Origin of the sequence: Psychrobacter sp. 5A.1, from assembly GCF_030407455.1 — a bacterium.
Lineage (GTDB): Bacteria > Pseudomonadota > Gammaproteobacteria > Pseudomonadales > Moraxellaceae > Psychrobacter.
Map to the genome: position 1 here is coordinate 1 of NZ_JASDDJ010000040.1, position 24,148 is coordinate 24,148.

15 protein-coding genes are annotated in these 24,148 nt (G+C 44.8%); 8 read left to right on the forward strand and 7 right to left on the reverse strand.

The window, feature by feature from the left end; all coding sequences use genetic code 11:
- Nucleotides 1–80: 80 nt before the first annotated feature.
- Nucleotides 81–1,175 (reverse strand): cache domain-containing protein, encoded by a 1,095-nt coding sequence (locus QL982_RS09630; RefSeq protein WP_290190289.1) that lies wholly within the window; start codon nt 1,173–1,175, stop codon nt 81–83.
- Between the two features lie 516 nt (nt 1,176–1,691).
- On the opposite strand from QL982_RS09630, the gene rapA reads away from it, so the two are divergent.
- Both rapA and QL982_RS09640 read left to right on the forward strand, forming a co-directional pair.
- Nucleotides 1,692–4,580 (forward strand): RNA polymerase-associated protein RapA, encoded by a 2,889-nt coding sequence (gene rapA / locus QL982_RS09635; protein WP_290163406.1) that lies wholly within the window; start codon nt 1,692–1,694, stop codon nt 4,578–4,580.
- A gap of 707 nt (nt 4,581–5,287) precedes the next feature.
- Nucleotides 5,288–6,190, forward strand: a complete 903-nt coding sequence (locus QL982_RS09640; RefSeq protein ID WP_290163404.1) for an acyl-CoA thioesterase II — start codon at nt 5,288–5,290, stop codon at nt 6,188–6,190.
- 134 nt (nt 6,191–6,324) lie between these two features.
- Here QL982_RS09640 and mutY read toward each other — a convergent pair whose 3' ends face one another.
- The 5 genes from mutY to QL982_RS09665 form a co-directional block, all read right to left on the reverse strand.
- Nucleotides 6,325–7,596, reverse strand: a complete 1,272-nt coding sequence (gene mutY, locus QL982_RS09645) for an A/G-specific adenine glycosylase (protein WP_290163401.1) — start codon at nt 7,594–7,596, stop codon at nt 6,325–6,327.
- A 98-nt stretch (nt 7,597–7,694) separates the two neighbouring features.
- Nucleotides 7,695–8,636, reverse strand: a complete 942-nt coding sequence (locus QL982_RS09650) for a GIY-YIG nuclease family protein (RefSeq protein WP_290163398.1) — start codon at nt 8,634–8,636, stop codon at nt 7,695–7,697.
- Between the two features lie 24 nt (nt 8,637–8,660).
- Nucleotides 8,661–9,617, reverse strand: coding sequence for a ribosome biogenesis GTPase YlqF (gene ylqF / locus QL982_RS09655; RefSeq protein ID WP_290163395.1), 957 nt, complete (start codon nt 9,615–9,617; stop codon nt 8,661–8,663).
- A gap of 160 nt (nt 9,618–9,777) precedes the next feature.
- The gene (locus QL982_RS09660) at nt 9,778–12,912 is read right to left on the reverse strand and encodes a DUF2339 domain-containing protein (protein ID WP_290190290.1); all 3,135 of its coding nucleotides are present in this window, start codon (nt 12,910–12,912) and stop codon (nt 9,778–9,780) included.
- A 283-nt stretch (nt 12,913–13,195) separates the two neighbouring features.
- A complete protein-coding gene (locus QL982_RS09665; RefSeq protein WP_197102053.1) occupies nt 13,196–13,933 on the reverse strand; it encodes a dienelactone hydrolase family protein in 738 nt (245 codons plus the stop codon).
- Nucleotides 13,934–14,078: 145 nt separating this feature from the next.
- Here QL982_RS09665 and QL982_RS09670 point away from each other — a divergent pair, with 145 nt between their 5' ends.
- Nucleotides 14,079–14,681, forward strand: a complete 603-nt coding sequence (locus tag QL982_RS09670; protein ID WP_290163388.1) for a YcgN family cysteine cluster protein — start codon at nt 14,079–14,081, stop codon at nt 14,679–14,681.
- 38 nt (nt 14,682–14,719) lie between these two features.
- On the opposite strand, the gene QL982_RS09675 is transcribed toward QL982_RS09670, so the two are convergent.
- Complete coding sequence (locus tag QL982_RS09675; protein WP_290163387.1) at nt 14,720–16,045, reverse strand: DUF4105 domain-containing protein; 1,326 nt, start codon at nt 16,043–16,045, stop codon at nt 14,720–14,722.
- A gap of 326 nt (nt 16,046–16,371) precedes the next feature.
- Between QL982_RS09675 and QL982_RS09680 the strand changes: the two genes are divergently transcribed.
- From QL982_RS09680 to QL982_RS09700, 5 genes are all read left to right on the forward strand, one after another.
- Nucleotides 16,372–17,271, forward strand: a complete 900-nt coding sequence (locus QL982_RS09680) for a CBS domain-containing protein (RefSeq protein ID WP_290163385.1) — start codon at nt 16,372–16,374, stop codon at nt 17,269–17,271.
- Between the two features lie 491 nt (nt 17,272–17,762).
- Nucleotides 17,763–19,337: an apolipoprotein N-acyltransferase gene (lnt, locus tag QL982_RS09685; protein ID WP_290163383.1), complete on the forward strand. Its 1,575-nt coding sequence runs from the start codon at nt 17,763–17,765 to the stop codon at nt 19,335–19,337.
- A 150-nt stretch (nt 19,338–19,487) separates the two neighbouring features.
- On the forward strand, nt 19,488–19,883 hold the full coding sequence (locus QL982_RS09690; RefSeq protein WP_290163382.1) for a hypothetical protein: 396 nt from the start codon (nt 19,488–19,490) through the stop codon (nt 19,881–19,883).
- A 296-nt stretch (nt 19,884–20,179) separates the two neighbouring features.
- Complete coding sequence (locus QL982_RS09695; RefSeq protein WP_290163381.1) at nt 20,180–21,745, forward strand: peptide MFS transporter; 1,566 nt, start codon at nt 20,180–20,182, stop codon at nt 21,743–21,745.
- Nucleotides 21,746–22,330: 585 nt separating this feature from the next.
- A complete protein-coding gene (locus QL982_RS09700) occupies nt 22,331–24,148 on the forward strand; it encodes an aminopeptidase P family protein (protein ID WP_290163380.1) in 1,818 nt (605 codons plus the stop codon).

The following is a 24,148-nucleotide window of genomic DNA, read 5'->3' on the forward strand; positions in this document are numbered from 1 at the left end:
TTCTACGACAAGGCTGGATGGAGAATAATTTACCTAAACTGTTCTATGATATGGGTTGTACTAGTTTTATTGTGGATCGACTATACCACGATGAGTTTCCAATAGGTTTCAGGAATCTGGAAAACATACGCTTGGCTACCATTATAATAGCTGTCATTGGTTAACTCGAAGCTTTGCAATAAGCGACTGTCCATCGTACTTTGATGGTTTTCATTGGCATTCACATAAGCGGCATAGTTGATAAGTTCAGAACTACTAACAGCGGTTGTTTCTGTTTGATCAAGTGTCGCAATGATTTGTCGTGCTTCAGGAGAGATTTTTTCGGCAACTTGTTTGATAATGTCGCTATGCTGAGCATCTAAAAAATCCAAGATAGGTTGCCAAGCAGGATCTGATTCAATGACTTGTTTAATATCAAGCGGTGTACCAGTGTCTTCATCGATATAATTTAGGCGCTCAGGATTGGATGAGGCGATAACCTTATTACTATTATCAACCAGCAAAATATAACCCGAGCCAGAGCTTTCACTCAGCTTGACGATGTTTTCTTGTAGCTGATTGAGCGTAAAGTTGACGGTGCTCACACCCCAAAACTTATTGTCGCGTTCAATAGCAACACCGCAACTCATCGCCAGCTCACCTTTGGTCTGAGTTGGACTTACGTCGGCCCATATACAGCCATCAGGCTTGAGTGCTTTTACTCTATTAAACCAGTCTTCTTTATAATAAGGATTAGCAGGATTTGGATCCGTTAGTATGGCTCGGTAGTCACCTTCTTGGCGAACCATCAAAAACGGATGAGTGGCCGCACCTTCACCAAGCGCACCATTATCAGGCCAAATACCACCACTGCCTAATAAACTATAATCTCGCTTGTCAAAAGCGTTGGCCGTACTGGTTTGTAAAATACCCTCTTGTAGTGGCAGAGTTTGGGCACTTTGCTGTAACTGCAACGCACTACGCATCACGCGATTGACATCTGATGAGATACTATTGACGGCGGTATTGCCTCGTTGAGCCACCAGTTTTCCAGACTCAAGTCTGATTTTTTCATAGCCTTCTTTTTCGACAATGTAAACCACAACTGCGACAACAACGGCAAAGGCAAGAAACAAAATAACGGTCACTTGGGTACTGACTTGGTTGAAAAATCCAACTTTTTTGGAGGCACTCATAAAGGTATTCATCCTTGAATCATATAAACTACGAAAATACCATCAGCAGTATTTTTGGGTAGAGAAAGCACAGAGGCTAATAGCAATTTTCGTGCAGTCGTGAATAATGCTGGTTGTAGATGTTAGGCTGCTAAATATTATTTCTAATGATAAATATGAATAATTGATCTAGCGAAAAACACATCTTTCCTCATAAAGAAACAGTATAGAAACAATTTTACGATGTAAATGTTTTTTCTATACTTGCGAGTCGTTATCTTATTGTTTTATATGACCAACTTATGCTTGGCGTTGACACAATCTTGTATGAATCTGCTCTTGAAAAGTCAACTTAACGCACTCATCTACCCGCTAACGTTATATAATGGTGGGCTAAACGGCTGGCTTGATTCGTGTTTTGGCACTTCGTTTGTGTTTTTTTGACATTTTACGGTGTGAATACGCTTTGCAGTTGTTACTAGCCACCATTGTTATCTCTCTAATTTCTTACTACCTGAGTACAAAAGACATCGCCCTATGACTATCTCTATCGCTTCATTGCACAGTACTGAATTCGCCGTTGGTCAACGTTATTTATCTGATACGGAGTCTGAGCTTGGCTTGGGTGTGGTCATCGATGTAGATGATCGATGTGTGCATATTTTATTTCCACAAAGTGAAGAGACACGCGTCTACGCAAAAAACTCTGCGCCACTATCGCGCGTGGTGTTTAAGGTTGGCGATAGCATCTACGATCAAGACGGCAAAAGCTACACGGTCAATGCAGTCGACGAAGTGATGGGTGTGCTCAAATATGGTGTCGATGAGCACGAGCGCGGCATCATGGAGACGCGTCTTGCTGCCAATATCACATTGGCCAAGCCGCTTGAGCGTCTGCTTGCGGGTCGTATTGAGCGCGGTGACTGGTATGAGCTGCGCCAAGATATCTTGCGTATGCAATCAGCGCTGGCGGGTCATCCGCTCAAAGGTCTAATGGGCGCACGTGTCGATATCATCGAGCATCAGCTATATATCGCGCATGAAGTCGGCAAGCGTATCGCGCCGCGTGTACTGTTGGCTGACGAAGTGGGCCTTGGCAAAACCATTGAAGCGGGTATGATTATTCATCAGCAGCTGCTAACGGGTAAGGCTGAGCGTGTGCTCATTTTGGTGCCAGACAGTCTGCAATACCAGTGGATGATTGAGCTGCGTCGTCGCTTTAATCTAAACTTTGCCTTGTTTGATTTGGTACGCGCTGCCGCTATCAAAGAGCATGATCCTGAACAAAACGTCTTTGCCACTGAGCAATGTATCATCGCGGGTATGGATCTATTGCTCGATCACCCAGATTTGTATGATCAAGCGATGGATGCAGGGTTTGATTTGTTGGTCGTTGATGAGGCGCATCATCTGCATTGGGATGAGGCTCAAGGCGGCAATGATAAATATGACTTGATTGCAGATTTTGCAGAAGAAACGCCAGGCGTGATGCTACTAACGGCAACGCCAGAGCAGCTCGGCGCTCAGAGTCACTTTGCCCGTCTGCGTCTGCTTGATCCAGATCGTTTTGATGATTTAGATGAGTTTATCGATGGCCAAGCCGCCTTTGCTGAGACTGCTACAGTTGCTGGTGTGTTGATAGAAGAGAAACCATTAAGTGAAGGTCAAATAGCTGCTTTGAGTAGCTTATTAGACATTAGTATCGATGAGCTGTCTTCAATCAATGAAGATGATAAATTGCGGACGCATGCCCTCAACGAGCTATTAGATCGTCATGGTACTGGTCGTATCTTGTTCCGCAATACCCGTGAGAGTGTCAAAGGGTTTTATGGTCGTAGCAGCCAGCCGTATCCACTGCCATTGCCTGAGGCATGGAAAGACAGCTATCAAACCAATGGCAAACTGCGCGAGCAACTGTGGGGCGAAGAAAATCAACCTGATGGTGGCTGGCTAGAAGATGACCCACGTGTGTCTTGGTTGATTGATATTCTACGAGGCGAGCTCAAGCATCAAAAAGTGCTATTGATCGCCCGTAGTGGCGCGACGGTTGAAAGTTTAGAAGCGGTATTACGTCTGCACGCAGGTATTAAGACAGCTGTCTTTACTGAGCAAATGACTTTGCTTGAGCGTGACCAAGCCGCCGCATTCTTTGCAGACAGTGAAGGCGCACAGATACTACTATGCTCAGAAATTGGTTCAGAAGGTCGTAACTTCCAGTTTGCAAGCCAACTGATTCTATGGGATTTACCTGCGAATCCAGATACTTTGGAGCAGCGTATTGGTCGTCTAGATCGTATCGGTCAGACGCAACAAATCATGCTACATGTGCCTTATGTTCAGGGTACGGCGCAAGAGCGTTTGTATCAGTGGTATAACGATGCGTTGAATATGTTCAATCAGATATCGCCAACGGCACAGAGCGTGCAAGAGCAGTATATCCAAGAGCTAAAGCCCATGCTTGAAGGCGCTGATACTGCTGAAAATAAAGCCATCTTACAAGACGTCATCGCAGAAGCGCTAAAAACACGTTTGGGGCTAGAAGCACAGCTACAAGCTGGTCGCGATCGTCTGCTAGAGTATAACTCATGCCGTCCGCGTGTCGCAGGTCGTATCGCTGATGCCATGCGTGACTTCGATGGCAATAACTTGCTGCCGCACTTCATCGAGCGTTTCTTTGCCTCTGCTAATATCGATCACAACATTCAGCGTGATGGCTCGTGGGTCATCGCACCGATTGACAGCACCGAGATTAGTGATTATATCGATGGCTTGCCACTGGGTGATGAAGACGGCATGACGTTGACCTTTGAGCGTGATCAAGCGCTGCAGCGTGAAGACATCGAATTTATCACGCACGAGCATCCATTGATGCGTGCTATCTATGAGCTGGCGAGTACCAGCACCTTTGGTAATACCACAGTTGCCATGCTTAAGAGTGCTGCCGTCCCGCAAGGAATGGTACTGCTAGAAGTGAATTTCCGCGTAGAAGCGATCGCACCAAGACTACTGAATTTACCAGCGACATTGACCACGCAAAATATCCGTGTGTTTATCAGTGAGCAGGGTAGTGATTTGTCCGCCCGTATCAGCGCTGAGATGATCATGCCGCACATTGAGCGTTTGGACAAAAACCGTGCTCGCCAAGTGATTAAAGTGCGCGGCGATGTGATTGAGCAGCGCTATTATGAAGCTGAAGAGATTGCGCGTCAGCAGATAGCTGAGATTGGTGAGCAAGCAAGTAGCCGCTTTAGCCAACAGTGGTCACGCGAAATCAAACGTCTAAAACATCTACAGACCATCAATCCAAACGTACGTCCTGCAGAGATTGAGCGTTTAGAGCAGCTTAAAACTCAAGGTGAGCAAGCACTTAGTAACCTGTCATTAGTGCCGGATTCTATTCGCGTGCTAGTAGCAGTCAAGCCATAATTATTGAGATAATTATCAAAAACGAGATGTTATGATACATCTCGTTTTTTTATGGCTGAGAGTGTTCAGCAGACCCTCACTGATTGCTATTTATCTGGTCAAAGCAGATAAGCAATACATACGAGTAAGCCGACAGTAACTAGGGCATGTCCTCAATTCAAACGACTGTCATTTAACTGGGCTAAAAATGGTTAAGCTTTGCCAAACATCGTCAAATAGCTGGTCAATATCTCGATATTATCTATGCTATTTTTCTCGTTTGATGGCAATTTATCTCATTTTAATCTCCATTTTTGAAATGAGGACAGACCCTAGTCAAAGCCATCGATATTGGGTAAGATGTTTACCTTTTCTTTTGAAAGTAAATGGTCGGTGATAACAGTATTAGGGTGTGTCCTCAAGCTGAACCCTAAACACTACATGGGCTACAAACGGCTCAATCTTTGCCAACCTGCGTCAAGTAGCTTGCTGATATCTTGATATTACCTGTACAAATTTGCTTGTTTGGCTGCCATTTATCGCATTTTTATCACCATTTTTAAAATGAGGACAGGCCCTAGTGATGTCCGTATATTTATTTTAAGGTTTTTTTTTAATGGATATTAGCAAGTAATCTCGCATTATTTTACAGTCAAATATGATGGCTATAGGGTATCAATACCATCAGATGCTGAGCGTTTTTGATAAAAATAAGGAAACATATCGTCATGTCCGATAATCTACAACTGATTGATGAGCTGCTGGCTACCATCGCGCTTATTGAAGTTACCCCCGATGTTTTTGAGGGTAAAAGCCATGACTATGTGGGCAGTCGTATATTTGGTGGACAGGTGCTCGCCCAAGCGATTATGGCGGCGGCGCATACATTAGATAAAGACAAACCTTGTCACTCACTGCATGGGTATTTTTTGCGCGGCGGCGATATCAACCAGCCAGTGATATACCAAGTACGTCGATTGCGTGATGGTCGCAGCTTGTCTGCCCGCGAAGTCACGGCCATTCAATACAAAGAAGTACGTGGCAAGCCGCCTGTTGAGCAAGTGATATTTTCGATGATTGCCTCGTTTTCACCGATGGAAGAAGGGCTTGAATATCAAGAAGACATGCCGGTCTATCCGCCACCAGAAGATTTGCTGACCGAACAAGATTTAAAAGAAGAGAATGTTGGAAAGGTGCCCGAAGCATTAAAAGCAAGATTTATGCGTCGCCGTCATGTGGAGATTAAACCAGTCAAACCCCGTAATCCGATCAATCCAGAACCTATGAAACCCAAGCAGGCAAACTGGCTACGTATTCGTGAATTGGGCAATCAGCCAGTGGCGATTCAGCAAGCGCTATTGGCATTTTCGTCGGACTTTTACTTGGTTGGCACGGGACTCATGTCGCATGGCGTCAGCTTTATGACCAGTGGTCTACAAGCGGCGAGCATCGATCACTCAATGCATTTCCACCGTGATTTTGATTTGAACGAATGGATGCTGTACGACATGTGGAGTGACACGACATCCAATGCGAAAGGGCTAAACCACGGACAGTTTTGGCAAGATGGTAAGCTGGTTGCCACGGTACAACAAGAAGGCTTGATGCGCTTACGTGTGCCGAAGTCCTAGTCTGCTATATCTTAGTTATAATCATAAAAAAAGCGATTCACTATTGATAGTGAATCGCTTTTTTTATGGCATGCGAGATAGTTGTTTAATCAGCTGGTTTGAGCATGATTGATGTGGAAATATAGCTTATAAGATTATTCTAAAATCTTAACCATCGCCCGTGGCAATCCAAGTGTTGCTTGAGCATCGTCAGCATTTAACCAGTTAATATTAATATCGGCAGCTTGCAGTGCTTTGGTGATTTCGGCAGTTTGCTTAGTATTCAGAGTTACTGATTGCGGTGTCAAATACCAGTGAAAGTGTGTCAGTGAATGTTTAATAGGAGCATCATCTAATAAGGTTTTTCTGATAGGCGTTGCTACTAATTTATTTTTTGTCAGCCACTCATTGATGATTTGCTCAGCAGTGGTAAATTCTGCCTCATATACTTTTTCATTGCTACGTACGTCATTTGGCACATCTGACGGTTTATCATCGCTAGCTTCTGCTTTTTTCGCAATGCTGCCACTCACTTTACCCTCAATTTTCTTTACGAACTGCAAAGGTAAGCTCCACAATCCACCCCAAATACCATTATCAGGGCGCTGTAACCATAAAATATCGCCATTCGTGTCTTTAACCAATAACGCATTACTAAATTTACTGGGTTTGGGCTGTTTTTTTGCTTTGACGGGATAATCAGTCTCGCGCCCTTGCGCATGGGCTAGGCAGTCTTCTTTTAATGGACATAACAGACAGGCAGGCTTGCTACGGGTACATAATGTCGCACCCATATCCATCATCGCTTGCGCAAATAGTCCTGAGTTCTCTGTCGGTGTCAGGTGCTCTGCCAATGCCCACAGCTCTTTAGTCGTAGCAGACTTGGTGATATCACCATCAATCGCTGCCCAACGTGTGATGACTCGTTTGACATTGCCATCACAGATGACGCCATAATGGTGCAGTCCCATGGCCATAATTGCACCAGCGGTCGACGGCCCGACCCCTGAAATCGCTTCCCATCCTGCGAGTGTCTGCGGAAACTCGCCCGTCTCAGCTATTACTTCGACCAACTGCTTGGCACCTTTATGCAAATTACGCGCGCGTGCATAGTAGCCAAGCCCTGCCCAATGCTCTGCCACGGTATCCCAGTCTGCGGCTGCCAAATCCTGCACGGTCGGAAACGACGCCATAAAACGTGCAAAATAGGGCAGCACAGTGGTCACTTGTGTTTGCTGTAGCATCACTTCGGATAACCAAACGATATAAGGATTTGGCGTATCGGTCTGGTGCTGTTGCCAAGGCAGATCATGGCGACCGTTTTCGGCAAACCAATCTAGGAGGCGTGGGGCGAAGGAGTTTAGGGATGTGGAAGAGTGGCTAAAGTTAGTTTCAGAAGAGGTAGAGTTGGCAGTTAGCTGGGTCATAGGCTCTTATATCAGTAATATGTTGGTAAAACAGTGATAGGAAGTCATTAAATTAAATATTATATGAGGTTTGATATGGCAGATATAAAGCTTATTAGTTAACGATAAGTATCGCTTAGAGTTCGTCCGTCACAATCTTTCCATTCTACCCAACCATTAGTAGGACGACCAGTGACTATTTGTGCTGCACCACTTGGTGTTTTAAACAATAGATCTTCTACCAACTTATAAGACTCATTATTATGTTCAACTAACTTATCATCGCTAAGCATTTCCTCTTTTTTATTAAGCGCCCATTGACTTAATGAAGGGGTGTGTTGCTTGCGTACCAAAGAACCTGCTAAGACTACAAAGCCATCATCATCATAAAAACCTTGAGCATTTGCATTCTTTACCTTGCAGTAAAAAAGTATAGGTTCTTTATTTAGACCAATAGCTTGCAATGAGAATGCTTCATTTTTCTTAGTAGGTTCGACAATAGTAAGAGGAACAGTTTTAGTTTGAGAGTTATCGACTGAGCTGATGCTAATCGATTCAAAAATAGGTTGCCCCAAAGTTGATAGCAAAACATCAAGGGTGTGAAATAACTCTTCGCAGTCAGCTTTTAATGGGTCGGGTGTATGCGGCTTATTACCACTATTACCATTTTTTAGCTCATAGCGCCCAACTTCAAGGGCAGTGGCGATAGCTTTATGCTCCATATACAGCGCATGGGTTTGAGTCATTGAGTTGTTGGTCGATAGCATGACAAAAGCCCGTGTCCAAAAGTCCTTATCATCATGCTGGTTAAGACGCCTTTTAAGGTCACCAGTTTGCCCAACATAAAGCAAAGGTTTTTCCGTGCTTTCTGTTTCACCAATCAAGAAATACAAGCCCACTTGATTAGCATCGGGCATCGCAAAAAAATCATTGATATGGATACGTGGAATCTCAATAAGGCGCACGGTACGCGTAGTCATCTCTGCCAAGCGCAACCCGCGAGGATTGCCTTTTGGTAGATAGATTTGGATGGTTTTAGCCGATGGAATCAATGGGTTCATGGTAGCCGATATTTTTTATGAGATTTATTTACGATTCTTCCGTGTTTTCAAACGACGTAAGCGTTTCTCTTCTTCTTTAGCTTTCTTTTTCTCTTCGGCTGCGATGCGCTGTTTAGCGACCACAATTTCTTCAGCTTCAGTCATGGCTGGTGTCTCAAGCGTAATACGTCCAAGTTTCGCACTACGTAGCTCGTTAACTAGAATCTCAGACATGCGGTACGTATCGACTTGATTGCCCGAACGTACACAGCCGCGATTGCGTCCAGCGACTTCAAAAAACTCCCAATCAGTCTTTGGTAGTTCTTCAATTTTATAGCGGGTTTTTAGCAGCTCAGGATAAGCATGCATTAAGTACTCAGCGGTATAGCTGGCCACATCAGCGAAGTCAAAAGCCGTATCACGAATACCGCCAGTCGCTGCGAGACGATAGCCAGAGTTTTCGTTTTCGACCTTTGGCCATAGCATACCAGGCGTGTCATAGAGCATGATATCATCGTCCAGCTTAATCAGCTGCTGCGATTTGGTCACGGCAGGTTCATCACCTGTTCTTGCGACAGCGCGCCCTGCTAAGGTGTTAATCAACGTTGATTTACCAACGTTTGGAATACCCATAATCATGGCTTTGATTTGACGACCTGTACCGACTTTATTCGGAACGAGTTGTTTGCAGATGGCGATGATGCGTTTTACATCGTTGGCCTTCTCGGTATCGCAAGCAATGGCTCTTACACCGCTTTGTTGCTCAAGATAATCCATCCATATTTGGGTCAACTCTGGATCGGCAAGATCAGCTTTGTTCAGGATTTTGATGACAGGTTTTTCACCGCGCAGTGCTGCGACCATTGGGTTTTCACTACTATAAGGGATACGCGCATCGATGACCTCGATGACCAAATCCATCTGTGGCATGATTTCTTTGATTTCGTTACGGGCTTTGTTCATATGCCCAGGGAACCACTGAATACTTGCTCTCTTATCCATCTGCTTTCATAACCTTTTATAAAAAATGCTAAAAGTAAAACTATCAACGTTTACTTTCTAATGGTGCTCAGTTTACTACAGAACCACATTGCTCACGCCACAATTTCACTTAACCGCTAAATTTCACTTAACCACTATTAACCACTATGTGAAGTCGTGATTACGTCTTATCCTTTACCTCATCTACCTCGTCGTCTGCGGGTGGTAGTGGAGCCAAATAACCAATGAGCAGAATCAAACTACCCGCGCCAAGGAAGGATATCACCCGCCAAATCGCTTCAGTCTGTGACAAATCGACTAAGACCAGTTTGAGGACGACGACACCCAATAGCCCGATACCCATAAACCAAAGCGCACGCTGCCAGTAGCGGCTAGCGATGATAGTGGCGACCAATGCCAAAAGTGTCCACAACATGGTCAGTCCAGTCTGCACTTGCTCACTCTGCCACGCGCCGCCCTGAGCACTGTTCCATAATGGTGTGTCAATAAAGGCATGAAGCGTTCTGACCAACATGCTGGAGATTAACCAAAAACTGATCAGTCCTAAAATAATCAGTAAATTATGAGCGGCAGAGGTTTTCTGGGTATGAGTACTGATATCAGGATTTGAATGCTCTAGCAGATGGTTGTGCTGTCGATTTAGGTAATAAACGCTAAAACCAACCAATAGCGCTAATCCTGAGGTCATATCATATAGGTTCAACAGTGGGAAATAGGACATGTCCCAAATCACACCATCATAAGACCAGTTGGTAATGATGACCCAACTTAAAGCAATCGGTGCAAAGATAGCTGCGCAGCTCAATAATGCCTGTTGCCAATCAAACCAGTACAGTAATCCATGCGTTGAATTTTCACTGATTGATGTGTCTATTTGACGAGGATTGCCATAACGATAACTGCACCACAATCCTGCTAGTATTAAAATGGTTGGTATTAAAATAGCCATCACGCCAGCAGAGGCGGGCAGACCATAATGTGCCGCCGCCGCGATGACTAAAATGCCAGCGCCGAGCCAACTCGCACCATCATAGCGCGATAGACTGGCATCGTCGTGCCAGAACTTTAACCACAGTTGTCCAATAGTGAGCCAGCCAATAAATAAACTGGCAAATACCAGCCATTCTGCTGTTGACCATAATAGATTCAGCTCAAACTTCTGTGGTAGTTGCAGTACTAACATCAGATAAAACAGGAGTAGCAATCCATGACTTAGCTGTTTGGTTTCTGCCCATGGCTGATAGCGGTTGATACTCCAATAGATAGCAAGACTGACCAGTGCAGCCAATGCAATCGTCATCGTATCGAGCTGCCAAACCTCAAACCAATGACTCACATCAAGTACTAGGACTTGCAGCATCCATACCACAGCCGTCAAGGTCAGACACCATATCAATCTAGGACTGCGCCAAACGAGGCCAAACACTTTGCTTTGGCTATTGACTGAGGTCAGCCACTGCTGCGCGGCGTGGTCACTGATACCCAATGCACTGGCGTATGTCGTGATTGAGTCTGATGTGGTGTTTTTTTCTTTAGCATGTACTAAATGACTGTCTGAGTTTGCACTTAATTTGACATCCAAGAGGTCGTTTAATATGGCTGGCGAGTTGCTAGCGCGCAAGATAAATACGATGGCTAGATAAGCAATCGCTGAAATACTTAAGGCTAAAATTGGATAATCATTGCTAGAGAATACGATGGTCGCCATCAACATGACGACACTGATGAGCTGCAATAGCACACCGAATAATACCGACCATGCACGCAGTGAGCGTCGTCCAAACCATGCCAAGGCCAATCCTTGTACGGACCAGCCAAAAGCAATCCACTCTGCATCGAGTGCCAACGGAATCACTAAGGCCAAAAATCCAAACCCTAACGCCAACATACCTTCAGTAATTAAGGCATATCGCTGACTACGTTGGATAAATAGCCAGCCTAAACCAAGGTAAACCGTGCCTAAAACCGCACTGGTCATGGTCAAAGCATGAGGAATATCTTCTAATAAAGCAGAAAATAAGCCGAAAGCCAGTAGCGGTACTGAAAACAATAAGCCGGTATCAATGGGGAATAAATACGTGCTATTGCCTACATGGACTTCATTTAAATGCTCTATATTATCTGCGCTATCGGTATGGCTGAGATCTTCTTCATTGAGCGTGTTATAGGCAATGATTTGTTGTGCATAGCGAATCACCATAAAGAGATACAACATTAAATGTAGGGCAACCAGTAATACCAATGACCAGCGCTGTGTCTCAATGATGGCGGTTAAGTTCTCACTGATGCCCCAGTAGTAGGCCAAGCCAAAGGTTACTGTCACACCGAATAAATTCAATATCTTCCACGGGCGATAATGAGCGATGACGGCAATCGTGACGTTCAATAATAGATAATAACTGAACAAGGCGACCAAGCTGCCAGTATCATCACTGGTCAAAATCGGCGCAAAGAAGCCGCCAGATAATGACAGTAAGGCTAAAGGAAAAGCGTTCTGACGGACGGCGAGCGCAATGGTAATAGCGGACAATAACCCAAGTCCGATAAAGCTCGGTAAACTCGGAATGATTTCATAAACGCTATATGCAAAAAAGGTGCTCAAATATGCAATGGCTAATCCTGCGCCTTGTAAAGTAATACCATAAGAAAAGCGTTTGGCGGTTAATTTCAACCCTAATCCCGCCAATCCTAATCCTGCGACCCCTATCGCCATGAGCTTAAAGGCAATCGGAATCTCAATATAGTCACTCAGTAAGCGCAGTAGTAGCACCACGCCCACCAGTAGTACCAATACACCGACCCGCACCACTAAATTGCCACCGAAAAACCAGTTTTTAACCGAGTGGAATAGTGAGGTGACGATAGGTAGCGAACGCTCATCCGGTTGAATAGATGTGATGGGCGTTTTACTTTTTATGACGCTCAACGTTTCGTTCATGCCAGTAGTAGAAGTGCTGGATACTGCATTGTCTTGTAGGCTAGACTGAGGCGTCGTTGGGCGTGATGGTGGCCATGCATGCACGGTGGCATTTGTTTCATCGGTTGTATTCAGTTTAGCAGTGTCAACAGCGCTGTCTGCTATTACATGATTATTACTAGAGATAAAGTTGTCAGTTGGTTGAACAGATGAGCGTCTGGCATTACTGTTTCTTTGGTTTCTAAGCTGAATTTGTAGTTTGCCCACATCACGGCGTAGTTGTCCAATCTGTCGATTTATTCTGACATAGAATACAACCACAACGATTAATAGTGCGGTAAAAGCCAGCCAGCCCAACTGGTTCAATATATAAAACATCTTTATCACTTAATACAATTTATAATGCAGTGATAATGACGTTATTTTCTGAGAAGTACAATACTGTCCTTGCGACTTATAGTCAGCGAACGACTAAACTGCTACTGTGTTACCCTCCTTAAATGTACTACTTGTACAATTTGCAGTCGGCCGCCTTGTATCTGTTTTAGACTTCTTTGACTATATTTGAAAGATAACTTATAGATAATGACTTAAAAAATAAGGGCCGCTTAAGTTGTAAGCGACCCTTATTTTTTCGTTTATCTGTTTTCGTGATGATAGCTTATGCCAAGTTAGCTTTCATAAACTCAAGCATGTTTTCCCAGCTTTGTTTGGCAGCGGCTTCATTGTAGCCAAGATCTACTTCGTTTTTGGCAGCACGCTCATCAGCATGCGGGTTGGTAAATCCATGCTTGGCGTTGTCATAGACATCGATAGTGTAGTCCACATCGGCGGCGTCTAGCTCTGATTTTAGACCTTCGATGGCATCCATTGAGACCATCGAATCATCACGGCCGTGGGCGACCAAAACTTTTGCTGTGAAGTTTTTGTCTGCTGGCTGTTTTGCTGATGGATTGCCATGGAACGTGGCGACCGCTTTCAATGGCATGCCTTCACGTGCCATATCTAAAACGATTTTTCCGCCGAAGCAATAGCCAATGGCTGCTAAGTTGTCACCATCAACGGCCAATTGATCACTGAAGTCATTGAGAATCAAACGGCAGCGTGCCATCAGCATGTCTTGATCAGCCAATACTTGCTCCATCCACATGTTGGCTTGTGCTGCATCGGTGGTCAATTTACCTTCGCCATAGACATCCATTGCTACTGCTGCATAACCTGCTTCAGCCAAGCGCTCGACCACTGATTTTGGATGCTCGACCACACCCCACCATTCTGGTGCGACTAAGATACCTGGCACTGAGTTATCGTCTGATGCGTTTTCTGGCAATGCCACATAGCTAATAAGTTCAATGCCATTTTCGGTAGTGCTGATTAATTCAAATGTTTTAATTGACATATTATTGTCCTTTTTTATGTTGTGAGTTTTATTTATTTGTCATTGTAATAGTTCGTTTTTCTAACTTGTACTACCTTAACGCCCATAATCAGCAAAAACAGCTATAATAGTGTAACGCTCTTTATCAAAATGCTACTGCGACGCTATGACTATAAATTTGTTGAACAAATCCACTGACAACTTACCTAATATTACTGTTTCGCAGGTGCAATCAGACCCAAAACCAATCGTGAGCCTGTTTTCTGATAGCGAATCAAATGAAGCGTCTGAAACATTGCGCCCACAGTTTTGGGAACGCTTTAAGCTAGATGAATTGAACCATAGCGAATGGGAAGCGTTGTGTGATGGCTGTGGGAGTTGCTGTTTAATTAAGTACATCGATGAAGATGAGAATGGCGATGTGAATGAAGAGCTAGTCGAATATACCGATGTCACTTGCCAGCTGATGGATTGTGAGACGGGATATTGTGGTCACTATGCGACACGTCAAGAGCATGTCCCTGACTGTATTCAATTGACCATGGACAACCTGCCGCAGATGATGTGGCTACCATCGCACTGCGCTTACAAGCGATTGTATAAAGGGCAAAACTTGCCAAGCTGGCATTTATTACTGACCCAAGATGCGGTGGCCACGCAACAACAAATGCGCGCTGTTAATGTCGGTGTGGCGGGGCGCTGCGTCTCTGAAATAGGCATGTCTGATGAAGAAATGGAAGATCGGGTGGTTAATTGGGTCAACCCTTAGCCAACCTTCATCAATCCTGTATAAATGCCAAGTTATTTTTAGTCAGAAGCCTGAGCTGTAGACTTAGCTTTGGCTTCCGCGCTATGTTGTGAGTCAGCCAATGGCGGGGTAGGGATGTCTTGACGAATCTGCTCAGAGAACTCGCGGCCGTTCTCGTGACTATTGTTACCAGACGCTAGATTCACTTGATTATCAAACCCTTTGACCTTTGGGTTGATATGGGTACGCTCGTACCATGTCTCCATCGACCACGGCAGGTTTTCCTTTTCAGGCGCGGCATCCAGCATGCCGACAGCGTATAGATAGTTTGGCAGCCAGCCTGAGACCCAAATGCGATAATCCCACGGCAGACGATCCCCGCTGACAATACGCGCCATATAAAAGATAATATTGGTACAGTTGCTGACCAATGTATTGTACCAAGCAGGCTTAGCATTTAGCCCATCAGCCGCCGTTAGGTAGGACTCAAACAACGACTGTATTTCATGCTGTTGCAAATTACTGATAGGGAATAGATAAACCTGCTCACCGCGCGCGTTGCTGCGCGTATAGATAATATCGCGCTCTTCAGCGGCAATCAGGCTCAGCTCATAACGTCGAAAAAACCCTGCCAGCGCTGAAAAGGATTCGCCTTTTTCTTTACGAATCTCAAATGAAAAGGAGAGTGGTCGATCATCTTCAAAGCGAAAGCTGACCAAGGTATGAGCGATTAGCGGCCCCATCCAGTAGGAATTGATGACATCGACACCAGAGAGTTTGGACATATCGATTGTGCGAGTATCCCAGTGTTCGGTGGCGTCTTCTTCAGTTTGCCAATCAAAATTACGGACGTTGGTGAAGGTGATCAAATCAGGATTGCTCGTATCGCGCTCATAAGAGAGGCGTTGACTGACCTCGGGCATCCATTCGCGCTCTTGTTTGGGTTCGATAGAAAAAAACCAACCCAGACCTACAAGCCAAATCGCAGCATATACAGCAGTCAGTCGTTTAGTAATGGTTTTGCTGCTAGTGTTTGCTTTAGTCGTTAAGAACGGGCTATCTGATTGCTTAGCACCTTTTGGCCAATATTGGCTTTTGAGCAATGCGGTCAGCACACCAACGATCATTATCCCTGCTAGCCAAGTTAGTACTGAGCGCACCCCGTATTGATACCAAATCGCTAGTAATAACCACACCGCTGATAACAACAAGGTGACGGCGATGAAAAACTGCATAAGACGATGCCGCCACGTAGACGTTGGCTGTCTGTGATCTGATGTTTTGGTGTTAGAGTCTTCTACGCCATCACTGGCAAGGCAGCTGTTTGTAGAACGGCTGCGTGAGTATGACGAGCGTAAGCGAGAAAAAAAAGAGCGTAGCGACATAGCGTTTGTTTTGATAAATGAAGGCTTTGACCATAGCAAAATTTATAACGCACTGACAATACAATTTGAGTGAATTTGTCGTTGAATGTCGGTGAGCCATGCGATAAAGTGAAGCTGATTTAGGGCGTGTTGTCATTTTTATCACCATTTCCAAAATGACAACACGCCCTAGTCGGGTCTATTTATTATTTGTGACTGTTCAACATGCCCTAAAGATCAAAGATCTGTTTTATTTACTATTTTTAACCCCATCTACGTTTTACCTGCTGTTTGTATTTACTTATTATTTTGATTTTCATTAACTAAAGAGGTTAAACCACACCACCATGTCTGACGACACTCCCAGCCCGAGTAGCTGGTCGATGCGCGGCTTAAAACGCTGGCTATCGACTGCCCCTGAAACCCGTGATGAATTGATTCGTTTGGTTCAAGACTCGCGCCAGTTCTTAGAACCTGATACGGTCGATATGTTAGAAGGCGTGCTGGATCTGCCTGCGACACAAGTGCGCGAAATCATGACACCGCGACCGCAAGTGATTGGTATTCACGAGAGTACCAGCCTTGCCGAAGTGATGGATATCATTCTTGAGACCACCCACTCGCGCTACCCTGTTTTTGACAGCCAAGATGATGATGCAGTCATCGGTATTTTATTAGCAAAAGACTTGATTCCTATTTTGGTTCATATGGTACGCAACCAAGAAGACAGAATTGACAGCAAACGTTTAAAAGACTTGGTGCGGCAGCCACTGTATATTAGTGAGACTGCGCGTTCTGATACCTTGTTACGCTCACTACAGCGTACGCAGGTGCATATGGCAATCGTCGTCGATGAGTTTGGTAACTTTGGCGGCGTGGTCACTATGGAAGATTTGCTTGAGGAAATCGTCGGTGACATCGTCGATGAGCACGACGACTTTGATGAAGACAGTGATATCAATAATATCGTCGCCGATCCCGAAAAGCCAAATACATGGCGCGTCCAAGCCTCTACAGTGATAGAAGACTGTAATGATGAGCTTGGTAGCCGTTTTGATGATACCGACGTCGATACGATGGGCGGTCTGGTCATGCAAGCACTTGGCTTCGTCGGCGATCTAGAAGGCGAGAGCGTGTTGATAGATGATTGGCAAATTACCATCACCGATGTCGAAGGGCGATTCATTCAAAATCTAGAGCTGACCAAAACCAATGCTGACCAGCAGATATTGATCGGTAGCCACTAGCTTGTCCATCGACTTATGATTACTAATCAGTGGGTCAGAATATCAAACACGCCTTAGGGCGTGTATTCAATGCGCTCGATAGTCCTCTAAATAGGCTAAAAATAGTTGAATCTTGCCAAACATCGTCAAATAGCTGGTTAATATCCCGATATTATCTGCGCTATTTTTCTGATTTGACGGCAATTTATTTCATTTTTATCTCCATTTTTGAAATGAAGACACGCCCTAATCAAAAACACGATGAAAAATCGTGTTTTTTGCGTTCTGCCTTTTGCTTTTTAGCTCGATTAGATGACGGACGCTTGAATTGAAGTGCTGCTTTAGCATGAGGCTTTCGCTACGCAAATTTACCCACTCATAGATTTTGACTGGTATCATGGGTGGGTTTTATTTGTGGTTCTGCATAAAGTATTATGCAGTCAGGTTTGGCTTGGTTTTTACCTGATTGCTGATGCTTAAAATTTTGGAAAATATGGTTTTGGATAACTGCTATGCGTCTGTCTACTGTTGATTTACAAAAACGTTTGAACCCAGAAAAGCCAAAAGGCTTGCCTCTGGGTTTGGCGGTACTGATGGCTTTGCTGGCAGGGGCAATGTTTATATTTGCACTTGCACCTTATGGCATATGGCCAGTGGCTTTGGTGTCGCCTGCTATTTTATATGCGTTGTTGATACCAGAAATGACAGGTCGCCGAGCCTTTTTCATTGGTCAGGCTTATGGTACAGGGCTTTGGTGTGTTGGCGCATTTTGGTTATATACTTCTATTCATGTCTATGGCGACACGCCAGCATGGCTTGCACTGATTATGATTGCGCTCATGGGTCTAGGTATGGGCTTGTTTCATGGCTTTTTGGCACTAATCTTTAATCGAGTGGTCGGAAAGCAGCCGTTATCTTTTGCGGCCCTTTGGATACTCCAAGAGTGGATGAAGACGTGGTTGTTTACTGGTTTTCCTTGGTTGTTCGTCGGCTATGCCTTTACTGAGCAGTACTGGCTGTCCTCATTGGCACCTGTGGCTGGTGTGTTTGCGGTTTCTTTTGTGGCGGTATTATTGGCGGCAAGCGTCGTTGAGCTATTTCGTCGCCGTGGTGGCTATATGATTCCGTCGATAGCCTTGTTGGTTATTAGCAGTGCGTTATGGTTGATCAATCCGCAATGGACCAAGCCAAAAGGCACCCCTGATTTGTCAGTGTCTTTAATCCAAGGTAATATCCCGCAAGACCTAAAGTGGCTCACCGAGTATCAGATAGAAACCCTAAAAATCTATGCAACGCTGACCCGTGATGAGTGGGGGCGTGATATTGTGCTGTGGCCTGAGTCGTCGATTCCTATGTTTCAAACGGAAGCGGTCGGCTTTATCACTGAAATGGTAAAAATGGCCAAAGAAACTGATACCACGTGGGTGACAGGTATTCCATATAAGGACGAAGCAGCGTTTGAGGCCAGTACTGATAAATATCCACCGTTTTATAACAGTGTGGTTGCTTTAGGGGCACAAGCGGAAGGCATGTATAAAAAGCAGCGCTTGGTGCCGTTTGGTGAGTATATTCCGTTTGAAGGGTTGCTAGATATATTGCCTAATCTAGCGGGTAGCCAAGACATCATGAGCTATAGTCGCGGGAGTGATCAGCAGTCACCACTGCGTGTGCGTGGTCATAATCTAGGCGCCGCCATCTGTTATGAGGTAGCGTATCCAGAGACCACTCGCAAAAACGCGATTGGTACGGACTTTTTATTGACCATTTCAAACGATGCGTGGTTTGGCACATCGGCAGGCCCGCTACAGCATCTACAAATGGTACAGATGCGCGCGTTAGAGAATGGTCGTTGGTTCATGCGTGCGACCAACACGGGTGTGACGGCTATCATCGATCATAAGGGCCGTATCGTAGAGCGTGCGCCGCAGTTTGAGCGCACCGTATTGCGCGGTGATATACAGGCACGGGTTGGTAATACGCCATTCATGCGCTTTGGTCAGTATCCTATTTTGTTCATAATGATTCTGTTGCTGATATTGAGTTATTTGGGTAAACAACCGAAGACGGCTGTACGTTTGGTGAAATAAGGCGTGTCGTCATTTTGAAAATGATGATAAAAACGAATGGCAAAATTGTCGATAATAAACCCCTTAAATACTTAAGGGTTTTCACAAATCGGTATAAATTGCGATATAATAGGTCAATATTTCAAATATTTTGTGCAAGGTGGATAAGGTATGTCAGAAGGTATCGTCAATAACAATCCGAAAAAAGAGCTGTTATATGCTTTAGGTGGCATTGCCTTGTTTTTAGGTATTGTCTTACTTATTGGTGTGTCTGCATTTTTGCGTCCAGCAGGACAGCATATCACTGTTGAGACGACGGAAGCGTCAGCTGCCGCAGATGAGGCAGAAGCCAGTGCTACCGAAGAAGCTGCTCCAGCTGATGCAGACGCTGCAACCGCAGAAGAAACTGATGCTACAGCAGCAGATGCAGATGGTACAGTCGTCACTGCCGAAGCAGGTACAGCGACTGCCTCAGGCACTGTGAGCCAAGCGGCAGTTGCTGATGCTGATCTAACTGCCGAGCAAGCAGACGGTGATCTAGAAGCTGGCGATGCAGCAGCACAGTAAGCCATGATATGGTCAGTCAAATGGCCAAATAGTGACAGGTTACTCTGCAATGAGCGCCATTATTAAGTCTCTATCAACAGTGCTATAAGTACATTAGCAGCGTCTTTGAGACCTAACAAAAAAGCTCGTTCTCATTCATTGAGAGCGGGTTTTTTTATGGGTATTTGTGTAATTTTTGACCAACTTTTTCTTTACTTGCTTATAACCAGATGAAACAATGTTTCGCCTATATGACCGTTTATCGGATTAATCAGGGGTTTCATCGATAATTAAATAGTCTTTAAAGGAATAAAGTTATGAGTACAGAATCAAAGTCGGGGGCTAGTACGGCTGAATTGGAAGCACTAGACAATGGCTTTATGGGGCATCCTAAGCCATTACGCTCACTGTTTTTTACCGAGATGTGGGAGCGATTCTCTTATTATAGTATTCGTCCGCTATTGGTATTATTCATGGTAGCGACAGTCAGTAGCGGCGGTTTTGGCTTTGACGAGGTAACGGCTTCTGCTATCTATGGTATTTTTGCGGGTTCGTTATATCTGGCGGCAGTACCAGGTGGTTGGTTGGCTGATAACTGGCTGGGTCAAGAGCGTGCATTGTGGTGGGGTAGTATTATTATCGCCTTTGGTCACTTATGTATCGCGCTGTCCGCCATGTTTGGGATGACGTTGTTTTTCGTCGGTTTGATATGTATTGTTTTAGGCTCAGGCTTATTTAAGACTTGTATCTCTGTAATGGTCGGTGCTTTGTACACTAAAGATGATGTCCGACGTGATGGCGGATTTACCTTGTTTTATATGGGTATCAACATTGGCGCGCTATTGGCGGCACTCATCGTCGGGGTGTTTAAAGAAAAAGGCATGTGGCATGTCGGCTTTGGTGTTGGTGGTCTTGGTATGCTGGTTTCATTACTCATATACCGTTTTGCTACTCAAAAAAACCTCACGCGCTATGCACAGGCCAAAGGTATCGTGCCTGAATGGGAGTATGCCAACGACCATTATAAAAACATCGGCCGCTGGGTTGGTGGTTTTGTCGCCTTGCTAGTGGCTGCGGTGCTATTAATTTCTTCAGGCATGGTGTCGTTCAATCCTGAGATAGTGGCAGAGTATATGACTTATATCATTGCTGCGGTGGTCATCTTGTATTTTGCCATTATGTTCATCTCACCGCGGTTGGATAAAACCGATAAACTGCGTTTGTTGATTTGTTTTATCTTAATCATCGGCTCGACGCTGTTTTGGTCAAGCTTTGAGCAGCAGCCAACGTCTTTTAACTTGTTTGCTGATCGTTATACCGATCTCAATGTGTTGGGTTTTGACATTCCTAGTATTTGGTTTCAGTCGCTCAACCCTCTATTTATTCTGATATTAGCGCCTATCGTTAGTATCATCTGGGTCAAGCTTGGTAACCGAGGTCTTGAACCAAGCAGTATGGCCAAATTTGCGCTTGGTATGTTGCTCGCAGCGGCAGGTTTTGCCTTGATGATTTTTGCCTCAAAAAGCATCTTAGCGCCTAACGCTGGCTTGGCATCACCACTATGGTTGGTAGGCAGTTTATTTCTTTTAACACTCGGGGAGTTAGCACTCAGCCCAGTAGGTCTGTCATCAATGACAAAGCTTGCACCAAAAGGCATGCAGGGTCAGATGATGGGGCTGTTCTTTGCCTCTATTGCCATGGGTAACTTGGTTGCAGCGTTCTTCGGTGGTCATGTTTCGGCGGACAAAATCGAAGGTTTACCCACGTTGTTTACCACCATGACGGTCTTTTTGATTGTCGCGGCAGTCGTATTATTGTTATTGGCCAAGCCGATTAATAATATGCTCGAAAAAAGCGAGCATGCTGACGAGCTAAGCCAATAAAACAAGCTGATAAAAAGGTGGTGTGTTTAAAGCCTTTTTCGACGCCTTTATCATGCTAGCGAAATGCCAGTAAGGAAAATGGATACCAGTAGCACATGATGACTTTATATCTCAATAGGATAGTGGGCAAACTACAGTACAAGGCGGTGACCGATGATGAGACGTGTTACCATCATTAGTCACCCGGTTTATGGTTTCGTTTGGTGAGATATTTGGCATGTGCCATTGAAAGCTCACCATCTGCCCAAACATCTAATGATATTCGGCTGTCATACTTTTCTGTTTTAATCATGATTAGCCTTAGCCTTAGCCTTAGCCTTAGCCTTAGCCTTAGCCTTAGCCTTAGCCTTAGCCTTAGCCTTAGCCTTAGGTATAGGTATAGGTATAGGTATCTGGTTATTTGCAAGTTTTTAATTCTTAAACGATTGAATGTAATTGACGCTAACTCTAATAATAATATGTCAATGAATGCTTAAAATGTTTCTGATCGAATAAGACGACTATTTATAGTTGCCTCACAGCAATAATTTTCTAAAACTAATCTTTCCCAAATTAACTGCTCTATCTCTAATAAGGACACTTTTAATGAATAAACAAACCATCCACGCTCGTATCGATAGTCTGCGTCAGACCATAGCAGCACAAGATCTCACCGCGATTATCATACCGTCTGCCGATCCACATTTATCTGAGTATCTACCAGAATATTGGCAGGCACGCTTGTGGCTATCAGGATTCACAGGTTCGGTCGGTACGCTCGTTGTGACGGCTGACTTTGCTGGTCTATGGACAGACAGTCGTTATTGGGTACACGCCGCTGATCAGTTAGAAGGCACGGGTATTACTTTAGAGAAGCTGGCTCCAGGTCAGCCAAACCATATCGACTGGCTCGCCGAGCATCTGCAAGAAGGTGATAGTGTCGCAGTCGATGGCAATGTGTTGTCTATCGCTGAGCAGGATCGATTGTTGAATGCATTTGATGCCAATGACATTACTTTAATCACTGAGCGTGACGTGTTGACAGAAATATGGACAGACCGTCCAGCGCTACCAGCTGCCAAGTTATATGCTCACGATGAACAATTTCTTGCTCAGTCTGCCACCTCAAAACTTGCTGATGTGCGTGCAGGTATGGCAGAGGCAGGAGCGACGCATCACTTACTCTCAAGTTTAGATGACATCGCATGGTTGACCAACTTACGCGGTGCGGATGTTGATTATAACCCTGTGTTCTTGTCACATATGCTTATTAGTGAAAACGACGCGACGCTGTTTATCGATAACAATAAAGTCAGTGCTGATATCGCCTCTGCCCTAAAAGATAGCGGTATCACGATTGCTGATTATGATGCAGTACAAGAGGCATTGAGCGAATTAACACCAGACAATTTATTATTGTTAGATCCAAGCAAAGTCGCAGTCGGTACACTCTCAAAAATGGCAGACGATGTTGGTTTTATTGAGCAAATGGCACCTAGTACATTACTCAAATCTGTAAAGTCAGATGCAGATATCGATCATGTCCGTGAAGCGATGCGTCAAGATGGCGCTGCCTTAGCTGAGTTTTTTGCCACGTTTGAGCAGCGCCTAGCAAACGGTGAGCGTTTAAGTGAGTTGGACGTGGATAGCATGCTAATCGACGTACGTAGTCAGCAGCCACACTATGTATCGCCAAGCTTTCCAACGATTGCTGGTTTTAATGAAAACGGTGCGTTGCCACATTACCGCGCAACACCAGAAAAATTCAGCTATCTTGATGTGGCCGAGGGCGAGGGTGGGCTACTACTGATTGACTCAGGCGCACAATATCAAAATGGTACGACGGATATCACTCGCGTGGTCGGTATTGGGCAAGTCAGTTCTGAGCATAAACGCGACTTTACCACAGTGCTAAAAGCCCATATTGCATTGGCAAAAGCACATTTCCCTGACGGTATTGCCTCACCATTGATTGATGCCATTTGCCGTGCGCCTCTATGGCAAGCACAGATGGACTATGGTCATGGCACCGGTCATGGGGTTGGCTATTTCTTAAACGTCCATGAAGGCCCACAAGTCATTGCTTATAGTGCCAGTACGCCAAAAGAGCGTGCGATGAAAGAAGGTATGATTTCAAGCAATGAGCCAGGTCTGTACCGTGAAGGAAAATGGGGTATTCGCATAGAAAACCTAATGGTTAATACGCGTGTGGCAAGCCCTACCGAGACAGAGTTTGGTAAATTCTTAAACTTTGAAACCGTTACCTACTGCCCAATCGACACCCGTTTGATTGAGCCGTCGTTATTGACTCAAGTAGAAATTGACTGGCTAAATGACTATCATAGCCAAGTTTATGCAGAGCTAAAAGATCGCGTTGAAGGCGCAGCACTTGAATGGCTAACTGAACGCACCAAAGCCATTTAA